We start from the raw sequence: 19,103 nt of genomic DNA, 5'->3' as shown, positions 1-19,103 counted from the left end.
CGCCGCGCGGATACCAATAGCCACCAATGCGCAGCCAATGCGGCTTCATCTCCGAAAACAGGCGCTGGCCAATGCCAACGGTGCAATCTTCGTGAAAAGCGGCATGGTTGCGGAACGAGCCCAAGAAAAGCTTGAGCGATTTCGATTCGACGATCGTCGCATCTGGCGCATAGTCGATAACCAAATGCGCGAAATCAGGCTGGGCCGTTACCGGACACAAGGATGTGAATTCAGGCACGGCAAAGCGAGCGAGATACAGCGTGTCTGGGCGCGGGTTGGGGACATAATCCAACTGCGCCTCTTCAGGCGTTTGCGGAAGCGCGCTTTGCGCACCGAGGTATTTTGGCTTTAGCATATCATTCATAATGGCGCTTTTAGCCGTTTCGCCGCGGGAAGCAAACGGGTGATACAGGATGCAGTCGGAGACGCCCCCCAAGATCGGCCCGATTTTCGATTGAAGCGGTCAAGTCTGCTTTCCTGAAATCCCGTATCGCCCTTGACCGCTTGTCTGGCTAACATAGCGATATGGCATCACTCATTCCTATATTTGGCGATCAACTCAGTCATGGCCTATCATCCTTGGCGGGGCAGGATAAAAAAGTATGCGTTATCCTCATGGCTGAGGTTGATGAAGAGACCGAATATGTGCCGCACCATAAATCCAAGATGGTGTATATCCTGTCCGCTATGCGCCATCATGCGGAGGATCTTCGCAGCGCAGGATGGACAGTTGATTATGTAAAGCTGACCGACGCGGAAAACAGCGGCAGTTTCACGGGCGAAATTGCCCGTGCCATTGAGCGACACAAGGTGTCCGCATTATGCGTGACCGAGGCAGGCGAATGGCGGGTGAAAGCGATGTTGGATAGCTGGCCCGATCGCTTTGATATCCCGGTGGAAATCCGGCCTGATGACCGCTTCTTGTGCACCCATGCTGAATTTGAAAGCTGGACCAAGGACCGCAAACAATTGCGCATGGAGTTTTTCTATCGCGATATGCGGCGTAAATCCGGCCTTATGATGAATGGAGACACGCCTGAAGGTGGGCAGTGGAATTTTGACGCCGAGAACCGGAAACCGGCGAAGCGCGATCTGGCGATGCCAAAGCCGCTACACTTTGCGCCAAACGCCGTCACACAAGACGTCATTCGGATGGTCGAGAGCCGCTTTGCAGGCAACATGGGTGAGACAGCAAAATTCGGATTTGCCGTAACGCACGAGGATGCATTGCGGCAGCAAAAGCATTTTTTGGACCACGCTTTACCCAGTTTTGGGGACTATCAGGACGCAATGCTCACCGGAGAACCGTTTTTGTGGCACTCGATCCTCTCGCCTTATATCAACTCTGGTTTGCTTGACCCGCTTGAACTGTGCCGCGCGGTTGAAGTGCAATATCACGCAGGCAAAGTCCCGATTAACGCAGCCGAGGGGTTCATACGGCAAGTCATTGGTTGGCGCGAATATGTGCGCGGGATCTATTGGCACGCTGGTCCAGAATATTTGGAAAGCAACGCGCTTGCCGCGATGCGGCCACTGCCTGAATTTTACTGGACCGGCAAAACCGACATGCATTGCCTGTCGCAGGCCATTGGCCAAACGATCGAGCATTCCTACGCGCACCATATCCAGCGCCTCATGATCACGGGCAATTTTGCGCTGCTGGCCGGACTGAACCCAAAGGAAGTCCATAAATGGTATCTCGCGGTATATGCCGATGCCTATGAATGGGTTGAGTTACCCAACAGCTTGGGCATGAGCCAGTTCGCCGATGGCGGCATGCTGGCGTCGAAACCCTATGCGGCGAGCGGCGCCTATATCAACCGCATGTCGGATTATTGCACGCATTGTAGCTATGACGTCAAGCAGCGCACTGGACCAGAGGCATGTCCGTTTAACTCGCTGTATTGGGAGTTCATTGCGCGCAACGAGGGAAAACTGTGCAAAAATCCGCGCATGGCTATGCCCTACAAAAATTGGGAGCGGATGGCTGACGCGGACAAGGTTGCATTGCGTGCCCATGCGCAGCAATTTCTCGAAAAGCTTGGATAGTTTGGAAAAGCTGCCTATCTTGCAGCGCAGTAGAATCACAAAATACGGTCAAGGACGAAAAACATGGAATTGTTAGTAAGCACCGAATGGTTGGCGGCAGAAATCGGAGCGTCCGACCTACGTGTGGTAGATGCAACCTGGTTCATGCCAGATGCCGGCCGAAATGCGCAGGCTGAATATGAAGGCGGGCATATTCCATCGGCTGTATTCATGGATATCGAAGAACTTGCTGACGCCAATAGCAGCCTGCCTAACACCTTGCCGCCGCCTGAAAAATTCGCCAGTCGTATGCAATCGCTTGGCCTAGGTGATGGCAGCCGCATTGTGGTTTATGATGACAGCCCGTTTAAATCGGCCACACGCGCATGGTGGATGCTGACTTTGTTTGGCGCACATGACGTCGCAATCCTTGATGGCGGCATCGCCAAATGGAAAGCCGAAGGCCGCCCTCTCGAAACCGGAAAGCCAACCTTGCGCCACCGCCACTTCACCGTTTGGAAAGACGACAAGGCCGTGCGCAGCAAGGCCGATATGCTGGCCAATTTGCACAGCAAGGCGGCCAGTGTCGTCGACGCGCGGGGCGCAGGTCGCTTTACCGGCGAAGAGGCAGAACCGCGGCCCGAAATGGCGTCGGGCCATATTCCAGGCAGCCGCAACCTGCCCTTTGGCCAATTGTTCAACGCGGACGGTACATGGAAGCGGGGCGATGAGCTGAGCCAGGCATATGCGGATGCGGGCGTTGACCTCAGCAAACCGATGATCACAACATGTGGATCAGGGATGACTGCAGCGGTCGTGCTGTTTGGCGCGCGGATGACAGGCAAGACCGACGTGTCGTTATATGACGGTAGCTGGTCAGAATGGGGATTGGATAAAGACACCCCTAAGGCACAGGGTGCGGCTTGAGTTCTAAGAAGTCTCAAAAACCCGCCACCAAAACAGTCACAGCAGGACGAAGGAGTGCGTTAACTGGACCCGTCGTCAACGTGCCCGTCTGGCGCGCAAGCACGCATTTATATGAAAATGTGGCGGCGTTGGAGGCAGGTAAATCTGGCAACCAAGACGGTCGTTTCTTCTACGGTCGCCGCGGCTCGCCAACACAATGGTCGCTGGCCGAAGCGCTCACCGAGATGGAACCCGGTGCGCATGGAACAATGCTTTACCCATCGGGCGTTGCGGCCATCGCTTGCGCCTTATTGTCGGTTCTCAAATCTGGCGACGTCTTGCTGATGACCGACAATGCGTATGACCCAAGCCGATCCTTGGCGGATGGCTTTCTGAAGCGATTTGGCGTCGAGACACGCTATTTTGATCCGCTCTTCACCGATTATGATGCGCTTTTCTGTGATCGTACCAAAGCGATATTGTTGGAATCGCCAGGAAGCCTGACCTTCGAGATGCAGGACATTCCCGCCATTTGCGCAGCGGCCAAAAAGCGCAATATAGTTACGCTTCTCGATAACACATGGGCGACCCCTTATTTCCATACCGCGCTCGACAAGGGCATTGATATGGCGATTTTGTCCTGCACCAAATATATTGTGGGCCATAGCGACGTCATGATGGGCAGTGTAACCACACATGATAAATATTGGACAAGATTGCGCCAAACCGCGCAGCAGCTGGGCCAGACAGTGTCGCCCGACGATGCCTATCTTGCCAGCCGCGGCTTGCGCACCTTGTCCGTCCGAATGAAAGCGCATGAGGCATCGGCACTGCAGATCGCCAAATGGTTACAAACGCAGCCAGACGTTGCGGGGGTATTCCACCCAGCGCTGCCGGAATGCCCAGGGCACGACATTTGGAAGCGCGACTTCTCTGGCTCGGCGGGTCTGTTTTCGTTCATTCATAAAGGCGATGCCGCAACCGCCGCTGCCTTCGTCGATGCGCTCGAGTTTTTTGGTATTGGCTATAGCTGGGGCGGCTTTGAAAGCCTTGCTTTGCCGGTCCACCCGGAAAAATACCGATCAGCAGTGCCTTGGGAGAAGAAAGGCACCCTCATCCGCCTGCAAATCGGTCTGGAAGATGCCGACGACTTGATCGCGGATCTTGACCAAGCCTTTACTGCGGCACGATCAGGCGCCTAACCTCAGCGCGTGGGCTCAGGCACCTCACCTGAATAATCGTAAAAACCGCGCTTTACCTTGCGGCCATACCAACCGGCTTCAACATATTTCTGAAGTAACGGCGCAGGGCGGAACTTTGGATCGCCCGTCGATTGAAACAGCACATTGGTGATTTCAAGACAGGTATCGAGCCCGATAAAGTCCGCTAGGGTCAGCGGCCCCATCGGGTGATTGAGCCCCAATTGGCACGCGGTGTCGATATCGCGGATGTTGGCAACGCCTTCGCCAAGTGCAAAGATTGCCTCATTGATCATAGGCATCAACACGCGGTTGACGATGAACCCCGGCGCGTCATTGGCAAAGACCAATTGCTTGCCAAGCGCCTCTCCATATTGGCGTACGACGTCAACCGTGGCGTCAGTGGTGCCCAGCCCCCGAATGACCTCAATCAGGCCCATAACAGGCACCGGGTTAAAGAAATGGACGCCAATGAAGCGTTTTGGATCGGGCGACGATTGCGCCAGACGGGTAATCGGAATGGACGACGTGTTCGATGCAAGCACAGCCTGATGGCCAAGAACCTTGCCGACAGCTTCAAATATCTTGCGCTTAATGTCTTCGCGCTCGGTTGCAGCTTCGATAATCAGTCCGGCATCAGCCATGGGTTCATAACTAGCAACCGGTTCAATACGCGAAAGCAGGGTGTCGGCCTCGACCTGACCCATTTTCTCTTTGGCGACCAAGCGGGCCAGGGCTTTGGCAATGCTGGCCTTGCCTTCTTCGGCCTTGGCCAGATCAAGATCGGATAGATACACATGATAGCCTGCGCCAGCGCTGACTTGCGCAATGCCTGCACCCATTTGGCCGGCCCCGATGACACCTATTGCACGCATTTTTAGCTCCAAATTTTCAACGTTGCCACGGCCTTAGCGAAGGCATTACAAAAGCGCTAGTTGCGCACGCACGCAAACGACGTGGATTGGATTGGCATTTTGGTGCAATTCCCACTAAGCGCCGCAGCAATGCGCATCCCTTAGGCAGAAAGTCGTTAAACCATGGCCATCCCTATTCGTCATGCCCCATTAAGAGTGGGCCTCGCTGGCCTTGGCACCGTTGGCAGCGGCGTTATTCGTTTGATTCAAGAAAACAGCGCATTGATTGCGCGGCGCGCTGGCCGCGAGATCGAAATCGTTGCCGTCACCGCGCGTGATCGCACTAAGGATCGCGGCGTGGATCTATCGCCCTACCGCTGGGTCGACGATATGGGTGAACTTGCGACCGCAGCTGACATTGATGTTGTCGTGGAGCTTGTCGGTGGATCGGATGGTCCGGCCCTGACCCTGGCACGCGAAACATTGTCGAACGGACGCGCATTGGTCACCGCCAACAAGGCAATGGTTGCGCATCATGGTGCCGAGCTTGCATCCCTGGCCGAGAGCAAGCAGGCCGCGCTTAAGTTCGAGGCCGCTGTTGCTGGCGGCATTCCGGTTATTCAGGGCCTGCGCGATGGTGCCGCAGCCAACCGCATTGATCGGGTCTATGGTATCCTTAACGGCACCTGTAATTTCATCCTGTCCACGATGGAGAGCGACGGGTTGGATTTTGCGCATGTGCTTGCAGATGCGCAGGCCAAGGGCTTTGCCGAAGCCGATCCGTCGTTCGACATTGACGGCATTGACGCCGCGCATAAGCTTTCGATCCTTGCGTCTTTAAGCTTTGGCTCAATCATTGATTTCGGGGGTGTTGAGGCGCGCGGCGTGCGCAAAATTCTGGCGGCCGACATCGCACAGGCCAAAATGCTTGGCTATCGCATCCGTCTCATCGGTCTTGCCGAAATTGACGGTGACAACGGGTCAGCCACTATTTTCCAACGGGTTGAGCCTTGCCTCGTGCCGCTGAGCCATCCGCTGGCGCATGTAACCGGTGCAACCAACGCCGTTGTTGCCGAGGGTAATTTCTCAGGCCGCTTGCTGTTCCAAGGCGCAGGCGCAGGTGACAAGCCAACGGCGTCCGCTGTCGTCGCCGATTTGGTCGATATTGCGCGCAAGGAAACTGGCCCTGCATTTTCTATGCCGGCCTCCGAACTTGAAAGGCTTCCGCGCGCGGCTTCCGCGCATCGGATCAGCAAGGCCTATCTGCGGATGCTGGTGGCTGATCGTGTTGGCGTACTCGCTGAAATCACGGCAGCCATGCGCGATGCCGGATTGTCGATCGAAAGCCTGATCCAGACCGAGGCGAGCGACGACGGATCGGCGTTGATTGCTATGGTGACGCACGCCGGACCGGAGCAAGCGATTAACGACACCATCAACGCCTTGGCAACCTCAGACAGCTTGCTCGGCGAACCGATGGTAATGCACATTTTGAGCGCATAACCAAAACGCATGCCAGCGCCCATTTTGCAGATCTTGAAAACATGGTGCCCGTGTATGCTCGATTTGTGCCGCCGCATTCGTGGGTTCGACGGCAGAGGTGAAAATCGCCACAAGCAATCTCGACAATGGGCCCCACCTTCACTATCGGAAACTAACCGTCTATATACCGATCCATACGAGGTGCTTCGTTCGCGCACCTTCGTTCTCAGATAGCTAGGAAATTCAAATGACTGCAGCAAGCCAAATCCTCGACCGTGTCCTTGTTCTGGAAATGGTGCGGGTAACCGAAGCTGCGGCGATCGCGGCGGCGAAGCTGATCGGACGTGGTGACGAAAAGGCGGCAGATGCCGCTGCAGTCGAAGCCATGCGCGCCGCCTTGAACGAACTGTATATGGACGGCACCGTCGTCATTGGCGAAGGCGAGCGGGACGAAGCGCCGATGTTGTTTATCGGTGAAAAGGTTGGCTCTGCCATTGGCACTGGCCCAAAAATCGACATCGCGCTTGATCCGTTGGAAGGCACCACCATAACCGCAAAGGCTGGCCCGAATGCGCTGGCCGTGCTCGCCGTGGCCGAAGAAGGCAATTTGCTCAACGCCCCCGATGTCTACATGGACAAGATCGCCGTCGGGCCTGGCTATTCGCCAAACATTGTCAATCTCGACAAAACCATTGCGGAAAATGTTACCGCGGTCGCCGCCGAAAAAGGCGTGCCGCCGCATGAATTGATTGTCTGCGTCCTCGACCGCCCACGCCATGAAAAGATCATATCCGAACTGCGCGCCATTGGCTGCGGCGTCATGCTGATCCCCGATGGTGACGTTGCGGGCGTCATCGCGACCACCAACCCAGACACCACTGTCGACATCTACATGGGCAGCGGCGGCGCGCCGGAGGGCGTTTTGGCCGCGGCGGCTTTGCGCTGTGTCGGTGGCCAGTTCAAGGGCCGCTTGCTGTTCCGCAATGACGATGAGCGGATGCGCGCACGCAAATGGGGTATCGAGGACCTCGACAAAATCTACGACCTTGAAGAATTGGCCAAGGGCGACTGTATCTTTGCCGCGACCGGCGTTACCCATGGTTCCTTGCTTGAGGGCGTCAAGACCCTGCGCGATGGCCGTATCACGACCGAAAGCGTCGTCATGCGGGCCTCATCTGGCACCGTCCGTTGGGTCAAGAGCGAGCATCGCAAGGCTGACAAACGCGGCTGATCTTCAGTAGATACCCATTTGCAGACCCACGGCGATTTGCTCGCCCATTTCAGCTGGCGCCATTAGGTCTGCACTATCGATAGTCTTCGGGGCCAATATCGCCTCTTGCGTCTGCGCGTGCGTGCACACAATGACACTCGGCAGTATTTGTCGCAGCCGCCAGCCCGTCGCGATCCGCTCGGCCTGCGCAACAGCATTGCGTCCGTCCGACCCAGCGCACACAATGATCGCATAAGGCCGACCGTTCAATGCGCCAAGGCACGGATAATAGCAGCGGTCGAAAAAGCTTTTCATGTCCCCACTGATCGCCGCCAGATTTTCTGGAAACACGAAAATATAGCCGTCCGCCGCCAACATATGTTCGGCGCCGGCATCCGCGGCGTTAAGGATCTGCACATCCACCCCCTGCGCCCGCCGTGCGCCATCGTAACAGGCCTTTGCCAAGCTTTGAGACCCGCCGGTCACGCTGTGCCAGATTATTACCAATTGCTTCATCGCCACTTGCTAGCACTGGCAGCGCGCCATAGGGAAGAGGGATGAAGCCAGTCCTCGACATTAATCGCTCGATCCTTGAACAAGCCTGGCACTGGCGTGGCAGCGGCACTGATGGCCGCGACCCCGACTTTCAGCCGGATGATCTCGTCACCCAGTTGCTGATGGCGCGCGGCGTTGAGCGCGATGATATCGAACGGCACCGCAACCCGACCATTCGCAACTTCATGCCCGATCCGTCGATATTTCAGGACATGGAGCACGCCGCACTTCGACTGGCGCAGGCCGTTGAGGCGGGCGAACAAGTCACCGTCTACGGCGACTATGACGTCGACGGGGCGACCAGTGCGGCGCTTCTCATTCGCTTGCTGCGCATGTTAGGGCTGGATGCGGGCTATTATATCCCAGACCGCTTGATGGAGGGCTATGGCCCCTCGGGCGAGGCCTTGGTTCGCATTGGCGATGCGGGCAGTCGCCTGATCGTTACGGTGGATTGCGGGGCGATGGCCTATGACGCCCTGTCGCAGGCCAAGGGTGCTGGGCTTGAAGTCATCGTTGTTGACCATCACAAATGCGCGTCAGAGCTTCCGCAAGCCTTTGCCTTGGTGAACCCCAACCGGCTGGACGAAAGCGACGAGGCGGCCTCCCACGGGCATCTGGCGGCGGTTGGCGTGGCCTTCCTCTTGGGTGCTGCTGTAATCCGCACCCTGCGTGCGCGTGGCTATTTTGCCGCGCGGTCGGAACCGAAAATCATGGACCTGCTTGACCTTGTCGCGTTGGGCACTGTGGCCGACGTGGCGCAACTTAGGGGACTGAACCGCGCATTTGTTGCGCAGGGGCTAAAGGTCATGGCCGCGCGCCGCAACGTCGGGCTGTCGGCGCTGGTTCAAACCAGCCGCCTCACCCGCGCGCCAATATGCTCAGACCTTGGTTTTGCCTTGGGCCCGCGCATCAATGCCGGCGGCCGCGTCGGCAAATCCGACCTTGGTGTGCGGTTGCTTATTACCGAAGACCCGCTCGAGGCGCAGGACATCGCCATGGAACTCGACCGCCTGAACGAGGAACGCCGCGCGATTGAAACTGTTGTGCAAGAGCAGGCCGAGGCCATGCTTGCCGGACAACATAATCGCGCCGTGGCGTTACTGTCGGGCAAAGGCTGGCACCCCGGCGTGATTGGCATCGTCGCCGGCCGCATTAAGGAAAAGACGGGCAAGCCGTCCATCGTCATTGCCGTGGACGAATATGGGGTCGGCAAGGGGTCGGGCCGCTCGATCGCCGGTGTCGACTTGGGCGCGGCCATCATCTCGGCGCGCGAGGCTGGGTTGCTCGTGGCGGGCGGGGGGCACGCAATGGCGGCGGGCCTGACCGTTGACGGTGACAAGATTGATGCCTTGGCGGACTGGCTCGATGCGCGGCTGGCGGCGGACGTCGCGAATGCATCGGGCGCCAAGGCGCTGCTGATTGACGCCATCGTCGCCCCGCGCGGGCTCAACCCGTTATTTGTCGACGCAATGGAAACTGCTGGACCTTATGGCATGGGCTGGCCTGGGCCGCGCGTGGTCACGGGGCCATTGCGGATCATCAAGTGCGATATTGTCGGCAAAGACCACGTCCGCGCCATCGTCGCGGGCGACGACGGGCAGTCATTCAAGGCCATGGCATTCCGGCAGGGCGAGACGGTTCTCGGCCAGACAATGCTCCACGCCGATCGCGGCCGGCGCTTCTGGTTTGCGGGCCGCGCCAAGACGGATGACTGGGGCGCGACGCCAAAGGCCGAGCTGCACGTCGACGACATCGCCTTTGCCGACTGAAATTGCGCCAACTTGGCCTTGACGAGTGCGTAACGAATCCGTAAAGGCGCGGCTCGCCAAGCAATTGGCCCCTTCGTCTAGCGGTTAGGACGCGGCCCTTTCACGGCTGAAACACGGGTTCGATTCCCGTAGGGGTCACCAATTATTGAAACTAAATAGTGTGGCGAGATCCGCGCGGTCTCTGTATCGTGGCTATCTATCACACCGATTGTGAAGTCCCGTACATCATCCGGCACGGCATTTGATGGGGGCATGCGCTGGCTATACCGCGCGGCGGAGACTTGGCTTGGCTTGAAGCGGTATTGGCAGCTTTCGCTGCCTATGGGGATGCTGTTGCGCTCAGGCGCAACGGGGCATTAGCTATCCGAAAACCCCGACAGGGCTCTGTCCAGCAATCCCAAGACCACGTCGCGGGCGTCCTCTACCGACAATCCCTGGTCCTGACGAAGCGACTGCCAATTGGCGAAACTCAAAAGAGCATAAATACCGGCCGTGCCAATGGTGTCAGCACGTGCCGTTTCAGAAATACATGCATTTATCATTTCAAACTCGATCCGCAGTACCCGCCGATGATCATCCGTCATATAAGGCGAGTCAAAACGTCGTAAGTCTGCGGCTATTCGATAATGAAAGGTGATTTCTTGGATCGTCATGCGACGCTTCGCGAGGGAGGCGATCCTCTCCTTCCAAGTCACGCCCTCGAGTTGCTGGAGCATGATGGGCCAGACCTTCAGCTCAACTTCCGCTCCCAATTGCCGATAGAGCGCGTCCATATCTTCGAAATGCCGGAAGACCGACCGGATCCCGACACCGGCCACTTCGGCCACCCGCGCGGCATTTGGCGAATATTCTCCCTTGCCGATCAATTCCATTCCGGCTGCAATAATCTTTGCGTGATTAGTCCGGCTGCGCTCACGTCTTCCATCGGCCAACGGCTTGCTAAGGTCCGTCTGATAAAATGGTTGCGCCTTAGACATGATTGTCGTCGGATAGTCGCGGGACCCCTTCTTAGTCAAAGATTTTCTGTTTAGGCCATCTGACGACAGAAATGTGCTGACTTGTTTTTCCTCACGTAACAGAGGCAATACGCAGCACCTTTAAAGCCTTACAAAACCCCATGACGGGCCCTTATTTCTTACCGTCAGAATAAACTGCGCGGCTTGGCGCAGGCGGATCCAGCCGGACCCATAGAGACATGTTCATCGCACCCAGCAAGAATGCCAGAGCAAGCGTCCGCGCGTTGCGCGCCGCCACGTCCGGCCAGAGCGGCAGAAGTGCCAACACGGCCAGCGCCAGCGGCTGTCCGTCGTCAGAACATTTGGTACTGCAGTTGAGTACCCGCGTCTTCGCGATAGTTATCCGGAAACCGCGCTGTGAGGTACATTAGAGGTGGTTGCATCCTCTGAAACGCCGCCGCGAAAGACGCTACTCCCGCGCAGCCGACGTCCCACTAGGGCGCCGACGTTTCAGCGCGCAAATATGCGCGTACGGCTAATGCTTGCATCAAGGGCGGCGGGAATGATTTCGCCGCTCACTGCTGCTGTTATTTTTTGACTGCAGCCAGCGCGTCTTTCGCTCCCTCCAGGGAAACTTCAACCACGAGGGTCTTTTCATCGCCTCCCCAGGGGCGGAAACCAACCTTCATCATTTTGCCGGCCGTCAGCTGGCCCTGAAGGTTCGCATCAAGTTCAACAACCGCCTGGCATCCATCCGGCAAACAGGTGGTATAATTAGCCTTAACTTCCTCGGCTTCATCGACCTTGATCACAGTACCGGCGCGAAGATCAACGCCAAATGGTAAGGTCAGAACGGCGAATGTGCGCCCTTGATCGCTCGCAAGCAGGGCTTGCAACAGGCGCCCCTTGGTTGTGTCGTCGGAATAATTCTGGGTCTGGACCGCGCGGCAGTCGGATGCACTCGCCTTATTGCAGAGCAATTCCCACTTTCCAAACGTGCTCTTGAGTTCCCACTGAACCGGCGCGGGGACCGGTGTAGCCTGACTAGCCGGTGCAGGCACCGCGGCAGGGGTGGCCGCAGCCTTAGGGCGCGCCGCCTCGACAGGCCCCAAACCCAATATACTAACGGCTACAACAGCAATCGACAAAGTGTGCAGAATTTTAACCATGTTTAATCCTTTAATTTATTTCGGAGAATTTCAAATTTATTATTGTTGAAATTTTGTTGCCCATCTCGTCGACCGCCGTCACCTCAACGTCAAGCTGGGCAATGCCGCCAGGCGAAGTGCCTCGGAGAACCGCAGCAGCCTCATCATACGCCACCCAAGTGGGCAGAGCGCTTCCGTCCGGTAAGTTGACACTCAATGTAATCTGGGCATCGCTACGCGCATTGCGGAAAGCCTCCACCGGAACAGCCACTTCGAACGTTTTACCGGCATCAAGGGACGGCGTATTAATGGGATCAACCGATATAAAGCCTTGCCCCGACGTATTAAGCGAAGCAACCATAACGGGACCCGCTAGCACCAGCATAGAGGTTGGCGCATTCGCCACTGCCAAACGGTCGTAAGTCATCGACATGGTCACAGACGGTAGCAGCGGCATTGAGATCAGAACCGGAGCGGTCGAAGCGTCAAGTATTGGCAGTATATAGTTCGACGCCGAAGACGTGAGGCTACTGACCAAAACGATCTGCCTAATATAGTTGCCGACAGCACCGACTTCCGCCGAGTTGGCCTGAGCGCTGGAATAGCCCAGTACCTCGCCAACGATGCCTGTTGTGACTGTAACCGATCCGGACAGGCCCGTATTACCGTCATAGACCTTTGCGGCAGACAACGAGACGAGCTTTGGCGTGATGGCACTAGAGGTGTTGTTCACATAGCTGATCGCATAGTCGCTCAGCACCGTGGTGCCCACAGTTGCCTGCGCTGCGCTTACTTCAATCGTCTTGTTGCTCAGAACAGTACCAGTTGCAGTGCCGCCCTGACGGCTCACATTCGCGTCCGAGTAAGCCAGCGTCACACCCGACAGGCTCTCACTGCCCACAAGCCCGCTCACGCCATAGCCAACGTTCAGCGCACTGCTCGCAACAGACGTGTTGCTGTCATAGACCTTCGTCTGCGACAACGCCGTAACAGTCAGCGCCTTGGGATCGATCGTCGCCGACGTCGACGCCGTTGACGTCGTCAGTGTGTAGTTGCCCGCATCCGCTCCGCCCAGCGTAATCCCGCTGATGCTAACCGTCTTGCCAATCGCTGCGCGCGCATTGTTAAACACGCCCGTTGAGGTCGCAACGTTCAGAACGTCATTGGTGAACATCCCGTTGAACGTCGCGCCAGAGGTAACCAGCGTTGCAGTGTCATTGCTATCATAAGTCTTGTTCGTAGCCGTAATGCCCGACACCGTGCTGATCGTTGCTCGCGTAATGTCGGCCGTACGGGTTCCGCCTACCAAAGTGTAGTTGAAAGCAAGGCCGGTGTTGTTACCCAGCGCCAGCGTACTGATGTCGAACGTCTTGGCAGTGCCAACATCCTTAGTACCGGTCAGTGTGCCAGTACCCGAAAGCGTCAGCTGCTCGCCGTTCACCAGCGTGCCGATCGTCAGCGTAGACGCCGCAACACTTGTCGTCGCATCATAAACACGGCCACCTGTCAGGCTCACAATGAACGGTGTGATGGCACTAGTAGTGTTGTTCACATAGCTGATCGCATAGTCAGACAGCACCGTGCCCGCAGTTGCCTGCGCTGCGCTCACTGCAATCGTCTTGTCACTCAGAACCGTGCCGCCGCCGTTGCGGCTCACATTCGCGTCCGAGTAAGCCAGCGTCACACCCGACAGGCTCTCACTGCCCACAAGCCCGCTTACGCCATAGCCAACGTTCAGCGCACTGCTCGCAACAGACGTGTTGCTGTCATAGACCTTCGTCTGCGACAACGCCGTAACAGTCAGCGCCTTGGGATCGATCGTGCTTGTAGTGTTGCTGGCATAAGTAACAGCGTAATTCTGGCCATTATTGCCGTCATTTACCGTCACCCCGGCAACAGTTACTGTACGGTTGCCACTGCCGGCTCTTGCACTGGTGAAGGCGTAGCTGCCACCGCTCACACTATCCAACCCGAATAACTGCGTATTGCTACCAGCCTTGACGATCGGTGCGGCTGCCACGCGGGCATCTGCGACACTCAAGCCGCCGTCATAAGTCTTCACAACATCCGACGTTGTCAGGGTCAGCGAAGCTGGTGTGATCGTAGCCGCATGGCTACCATCCAACAGCGTGTAGTTGCTAGCCAAGCCAGTGCCACTGATCAGGGTCAGCGTGCCAAGTCCAACAGCCTTATTCTGGCCGATGTTCTTGTCGCCAAGCGTACCTGCACCTGCAAGGCCCAGGGTCTCAACACCAACCAGTGTGCCGATCGTCAGCGCAGAGGCCGCAACGTCGGTAGTCGCATCATATACGCGGCCACCCGTCAGGCTCACCACATAAGGCGTGATGACACTAGTAGTGTTGTTCACATAGCTGATCGCATAGTTGCCGCCAAAGTTACCATCGTTGATCGTAACGCTCGACACATTCACAGTCTTATTGGTACCTGCATCGACATTGGCGAAGGTGAACCTGCCCCCAGAAAGCGTATCAGAGCCAAACAGGCGTGTTGTGTCGTCGGCCACTGCAGCTGTGCCGGTAGCGCTAGCTATGCCATCATACATCTTACTTAGATCTAGCACGGTAACCTTTAGCGGTGCCGGTGTGATCGTACTGGTGGTGTTTGCTGCATATGTCACCGCATAGTTAGCAAGATCGGTATTGGTTGCTGCTACTGCGCCGCTGATTGTCACGGTCTTGTTGTTCAATACGACGCCACCAACACCACGTCCGACATGCGGATCAGCATATGACAGCGTTACGGCAGCAATGCCTTCTCCCTGCACCAGATTGCTTACGTCAAAGCCGGTGCCTTGGCTCAAGGAGGGAACCTGAGTTGTACCATCGTAAACTTTTGTCTGTGATAGCGCCCTAATAGTGATCGGACGCTGCAGGATTTGGCCAGTTGCTGTTCCAGAGCTGCTTAGCAAGATGTAGTTGCTGGCATCAGAACCACCGAGCGAAATGCCCGAAATCACAACCGAACGAACACCAACATCCTTGGTATCGAACGAACCCACCGATAGCGCTACACTGATATCGTCAGCAGCGTAGATGCCGTTGAACGAGGCCGATGCTACCTCAGCAGCCATTGTACCGTCATAGACCTTGTCACGAATGACTATGTCCGAAACGCCCGAAAGTACCGCAGGGGTAATGGAGCTAGCCGTGTCGGCGACATAGCTGAAGTTATAGTTTCCAAGGATCGTGCCCGTCGCGCCAACAGCGGAACTCGGCAGGATCAATTTGGTACCCTGACCAACGTTCTTATTGTCATATGTCAAGGTAACCGAAGCAATCGCGTCAGATCCGATCATGGGGCCTGACGAGAAGCTTGCGGTTCCGGCAACAGTCGATGCATCGTAGACCTTGGTCTGCGGCAGAGCTGTAATTGTCGTGGCGTATGGGTTGATTGTGCTGGTAGTATTAACCGCATAGGTCACCGTATAGTTGGCGCCGTTGTTGCCGTCGTTGAGTGTTACACCGGAAACCGTGACCGACTTATCGCCCAGCACAGCACCATTAGCATTGCGGCTGACATTCGCATCTGTGAAGGCATATAGGCCTCCGCTCAAGCTATCGGCGCCAAATAGCTGAGTGCCGCTGCCTGACTTCACGATAGGCGCGGGCGCCGTGCTGGCGCCGACCACGGACACCGCTCCGTCATAGGTCTTCACGGCATCGCTTGAAGTAATAACTAGCGCAGCCGGTATCACGTTTACGGACTGGTTGCCGCCGACCAGCGTGTAGTTGGTCGCGCGGCCGCCGTTGGTGCCGTTACCCAGCGTCAGACTGGACACATCGACCGTCTTGGCCGTACCTATATTGCGATCAGAGGTTGTTCCGCTACCCGTCAGGGTGAGCGTTTGCGTGCTGACCAGCGTGCCGATGACAAGGTGTGATGCAGCGGCAGTCGTCTGTAACAACCTTGTGCCATCATAAATCTTCGTCCCCGTGAGATCGACGATGTATGGCACAATGGCGCCAGTGCCAGTGGCCGTCGTGTTGGACGGCGACCAGCTATAGTTGGATAGATCACCCGTCACCGAAATACCCGTTGCGGTAACAAGCTTGCCTACCCCGACGTCAGGATCAGCAAAGCTCATGTTGCCAAAGGTGACGGTCACATTGTCACCCGAAATGACATTGTTAGCCAACGTGCCTGTCGCAGACGTCGTGCCATCATACATCTTGGTCGTCACGACCGGTGTGAACGTAATCACACGTCGCGCAACATTGGCGAAGGCGGACGGGTTCGCCGCCAGCGTGTAGTTGCCGCCATCCGTCCCTGTCAGGCTGTTGACCTGCACCGCGATGAACTTGTTGGTGCCGATATTCTCGTCAAGGAACGAACCGGAGTAATCATAAGTGATGATATCGCCGGCAATCCGGTTGTCCGAGATGTTCACCTGCGCATTAGTCGTGCCATCATACTCGCGGCTGACGCCTGTCGCGGAGGCGATCAGCGTGCGTGGCAGAATGTTGGCCTTCAGGCCCGTCGGCTGAATTAGGTTATAGTTTCCTGCATCTAGACCGCCGAAGCTAACTTCGCTGCCAATAACTGGAATATCCGTCCCCACATTCTTGCTGGAGAAAGTGCCCGTCAAGTTGGAGATGCTAACCTGGTCGCCCTGGACAAGACCGGCAAGCGCCGACACCGACGTGTTGATGATGTTGCTCGTCGTCCCGTCATAGACCTTGTCGGTGGCAACCACGCCAACAACTGTTACGTCTTTCTTGAAGATCGACGCGGTAGCCTGATAGGTCGTGGGCAGCGTCACATAGTCGGTCCTGACCGCTGTCGGCGAGGTCTGTGTCATGATATTTACGATGGTAACGGGTTTGTTCTCGCCCGCCGCCTTGTTGTTGAAGTTAGCGAATGGATTGTAGACCAGCTCCAATGCCTCGCCCGCCACTTGATTTTCAAGCACGAGGCTCGTCACCGGAATGGCGGTGTTGCCGTCGTAAATCTTGTTCGGGATCACCGCCACGAGCGTCAGCGGACGCTGGTTGACGGTAACATTATGCGTGCCACCAGTCAGCGTATAGTTAATGGCAAGCCCAGCCCCGTCTGTCAGAGCGAGTGTGCCGACAGAACCCAGAACCTGAGACTGCGGGGTCGTTCCGATCAGCGTTACATGCGAATTCTGGATTGTACCGACGCCTGTCAGGCCAAGAGTTTCCTGTCCAACACGCTGGCTCAGCGAGAAGATATCGGAATTAACCTGGGTCGTTCCGTCATAGACACGGCCGCCTGTTAGACTGATAGCATAGGGGTTGATCGTGCTGGTGTTATTGTCAGCATAAGTGACGACATAGTTGCCGCCTCCATTGCCGTCGTTGACCGTCACATCGCTCGCCGTCACGACCTTGTCACTCAGGACCGATCCGGAAGAGACGCCGCCAGCGCGGCTGACATTTGCGCCGACGAAGGCATAAGTGCCACCGCTCAGGCTGTCGGTTGTGTTGCCGTTGCTAACATTATTGAACAGGCTGCCCGATATCGTGACGGGAGTGCCAAGCGCTGAGGTCGTTGCATCATATGTCTTAATGACATTGCTGGTGCTGACTGTAATCGCCGCCCTGTTGATGGTGCTGGACGTGTTATCGACGTAGCTGACATTGTAGTTGCCGCCAGCAAAGCCGTCATTCACCGTCACGCTGCCAACAGTCACCGTCCGGTTACCTGTGCCGGCATTGGCATCGGTGAAGGCATAGCTGCCGCCACTGAGCGTGTCAGAGCCGAACAACCGAGTTGCGCTACCCGAAACGATGGCAACAGGAGCCGTTGTCGCGCCTGCAACGCTCAATGAGCCGTTATACGTCTTGACGACGTCGCTGGTGGTAACCGTAAGGTTCGCCACTGTGATGGTAGCTATTCGGCCACCGTCCACCAAAGTGTAGTTGCTGGCCAGGCCAGTGCCACTGGTCAGCGTCAGCGTGCCAAGGCCAACAGCCTTATTCTGGCCGACATTCTTGTCGCCAAGCGTACCTGCACCTGCAAGGCCAAGCGTCTCCTGATTGATCAGCGTGCCGATCGTCAGTGTAGACGCCGCAACACTTGTCGTCGCATCATAAACACGGCCACCCGTCAGGCTCACAATGTACGGCGTGATCGTGCTCGCCGTGTTGTTCACATAGCTGATCGCATAGTCAGACAGCACCGTGCCCGCAGTTGCCTGCGCTGCACTCACAACAATCGTCTTGTCACTCAGAACCGTGCCACTGCCGTTCCGGCTCACATTCGCATCCGCGTAAGCAAGCGTTACGCCCGACAGGCTTTCAGAATTAACCATCGCACCAACACTGTAGCCGGCATTCAGCGCACTGCTCGCAACAGACGTATTGCTGTCATAAGCCTTCGTCTGCGACAACGCCGTCACTGTCACCGCAAAAGGATTGATCGTCGCCGTCGTCGACGCCGTCGACGTCGTCAGCGTGTAGTTACCCGCATCCGCTCCGCCCAGCGTGATCCCGCTGATGCTAACCGTCTTGCCAATCGCGGCACGCGCATTGTCAAACGCGCCCGCTGAGGTCGCAACGTTCAAGACGTCATTGGCGAACATCCCGTTGAACGTAGCACCAGAGGTCACCAAAGAGGCTGTATCATTGGCATTATAGGTCTTGTCTGTGGCTGTAATCCCAGAGACCGTACTGATCGTTGCTACGGTGATAGTCGCTATTCGGCCACCGTCCACCAAAGTGTAGTTGCTGGCCAGGCCAGTGCCACTGGTCAACGTCAGCGTGCCAAGGCCAACAGCCTTATTCTGGCCGACATTCTTGTCGCCAAGCGTACCTGCACCTGCAAGGCCAAGCGTCTCCTGATTGATCAGCGTGCCGATCGTCAGTGTAGACGCCGCAACACTTGTCGTCGCATCATAAACACGGCCACCCGTCAGGCTCACAATGTACGGCGTGATGGCACTAGTAGTGTTGTTCACATAGCTGATCGCATAGTCGCTCAGCACCGTGGTGCCCACAGTTGCCTGCGCAGCGC

General features: G+C 56.8%; 13 protein-coding genes and 1 tRNA gene. 7 read left to right on the top strand and 7 right to left on the bottom strand.

All coding sequences use genetic code 11. The features are described 5' to 3' along the window. Nucleotides 1-364, bottom strand: a 364-nt coding sequence (queF, locus tag ACIQ2T_RS05155; RefSeq protein WP_397589881.1) for a preQ(1) synthase, incomplete at its 3' end; no start/stop codon positions are given. A gap of 161 nt (nt 365-525) precedes the next feature. Here queF and ACIQ2T_RS05150 point away from each other — a divergent pair. From ACIQ2T_RS05150 to metC, 3 genes are all read left to right on the top strand, one after another. After that, the gene (locus ACIQ2T_RS05150; protein WP_397589880.1) at nt 526-2,049 is read left to right on the top strand and encodes a cryptochrome/photolyase family protein; all 1,524 of its coding nucleotides are present in this window, start codon (nt 526-528) and stop codon (nt 2,047-2,049) included. A 63-nt stretch (nt 2,050-2,112) separates the two neighbouring features. Further along, nucleotides 2,113-2,955 carry a 3-mercaptopyruvate sulfurtransferase gene (gene sseA / locus ACIQ2T_RS05145; protein WP_397589879.1) on the top strand — a complete coding sequence of 281 codons (843 nt, stop codon included), beginning with the start codon at nt 2,113-2,115 and terminating at the stop codon, nt 2,953-2,955. Continuing rightward, on the top strand, nt 2,952-4,136 hold the full coding sequence (metC, locus tag ACIQ2T_RS05140; protein ID WP_397589878.1) for a cystathionine beta-lyase: 1,185 nt from the start codon (nt 2,952-2,954) through the stop codon (nt 4,134-4,136). Before sseA ends, metC begins: the two co-directional genes overlap by 4 nt. A 2-nt stretch (nt 4,137-4,138) precedes the next feature. Here the strand turns inward: metC and ACIQ2T_RS05135 are convergent, their stop codons facing one another. Beyond that, nucleotides 4,139-5,008: a 3-hydroxyacyl-CoA dehydrogenase NAD-binding domain-containing protein gene (locus tag ACIQ2T_RS05135; RefSeq protein WP_397589877.1), complete on the bottom strand. Its 870-nt coding sequence runs from the start codon at nt 5,006-5,008 to the stop codon at nt 4,139-4,141. 162 nt (nt 5,009-5,170) lie between these two features. Between ACIQ2T_RS05135 and ACIQ2T_RS05130 the strand changes: the two genes are divergently transcribed. Both ACIQ2T_RS05130 and glpX read left to right on the top strand, forming a co-directional pair. Beyond that, complete coding sequence (locus ACIQ2T_RS05130) at nt 5,171-6,490, top strand: homoserine dehydrogenase (protein WP_397589876.1); 1,320 nt, start codon at nt 5,171-5,173, stop codon at nt 6,488-6,490. Nucleotides 6,491-6,716: 226 nt separating this feature from the next. Continuing rightward, nucleotides 6,717-7,700, top strand: a complete 984-nt coding sequence (gene glpX / locus ACIQ2T_RS05125) for a class II fructose-bisphosphatase (protein ID WP_397589875.1) — start codon at nt 6,717-6,719, stop codon at nt 7,698-7,700. A 3-nt stretch (nt 7,701-7,703) separates the two neighbouring features. Here glpX and ACIQ2T_RS05120 read toward each other — a convergent pair whose 3' ends face one another. Continuing rightward, nucleotides 7,704-8,195 (bottom strand): flavodoxin family protein, encoded by a 492-nt coding sequence (locus ACIQ2T_RS05120; protein ID WP_397589874.1) that lies wholly within the window; start codon nt 8,193-8,195, stop codon nt 7,704-7,706. Between the two features lie 41 nt (nt 8,196-8,236). Here ACIQ2T_RS05120 and recJ point away from each other — a divergent pair, with 41 nt between their 5' ends. Together recJ and ACIQ2T_RS05110 are read left to right on the top strand one after the other, a co-directional pair. Next, on the top strand, nt 8,237-10,003 hold the full coding sequence (recJ, locus tag ACIQ2T_RS05115; RefSeq protein WP_397589873.1) for a single-stranded-DNA-specific exonuclease RecJ: 1,767 nt from the start codon (nt 8,237-8,239) through the stop codon (nt 10,001-10,003). Between the two features lie 66 nt (nt 10,004-10,069). Further along, a tRNA-Glu gene (locus ACIQ2T_RS05110) sits at nt 10,070-10,144 on the top strand. 215 nt (nt 10,145-10,359) lie between these two features. Here ACIQ2T_RS05110 and ACIQ2T_RS05105 read toward each other — a convergent pair. The 4 genes from ACIQ2T_RS05105 to ACIQ2T_RS05090 all read right to left on the bottom strand — a co-directional run bounded on the left by ACIQ2T_RS05105 (nt 10,360) and on the right by ACIQ2T_RS05090 (nt 19,086). Continuing rightward, nucleotides 10,360-11,088, bottom strand: coding sequence for a TetR/AcrR family transcriptional regulator (locus ACIQ2T_RS05105; protein WP_397589872.1), 729 nt, complete (start codon nt 11,086-11,088; stop codon nt 10,360-10,362). Between the two features lie 43 nt (nt 11,089-11,131). Next, nucleotides 11,132-11,287 carry a hypothetical protein gene (locus ACIQ2T_RS05100; protein ID WP_397589871.1) on the bottom strand — a complete coding sequence of 52 codons (156 nt, stop codon included), beginning with the start codon at nt 11,285-11,287 and terminating at the stop codon, nt 11,132-11,134. Nucleotides 11,288-11,546: 259 nt separating this feature from the next. Beyond that, the gene (locus ACIQ2T_RS05095; protein WP_397589870.1) at nt 11,547-12,128 is read right to left on the bottom strand and encodes an invasion associated locus B family protein; all 582 of its coding nucleotides are present in this window, start codon (nt 12,126-12,128) and stop codon (nt 11,547-11,549) included. Between the two features lie 10 nt (nt 12,129-12,138). Further along, nucleotides 12,139-19,086: a YDG domain-containing protein gene (locus tag ACIQ2T_RS05090; RefSeq protein ID WP_397589869.1), complete on the bottom strand. Its 6,948-nt coding sequence runs from the start codon at nt 19,084-19,086 to the stop codon at nt 12,139-12,141. Nucleotides 19,087-19,103 lie beyond the last annotated feature (17 nt).

Source organism: Sphingorhabdus sp. (assembly GCF_044357595.1).
GTDB lineage: Bacteria > Pseudomonadota > Alphaproteobacteria > Sphingomonadales > Sphingomonadaceae > Sphingorhabdus_B.
The sequence above is the reverse complement of the archived record's forward strand: the minus strand, read 5'-3'. Positions and strand labels throughout refer to the sequence as shown.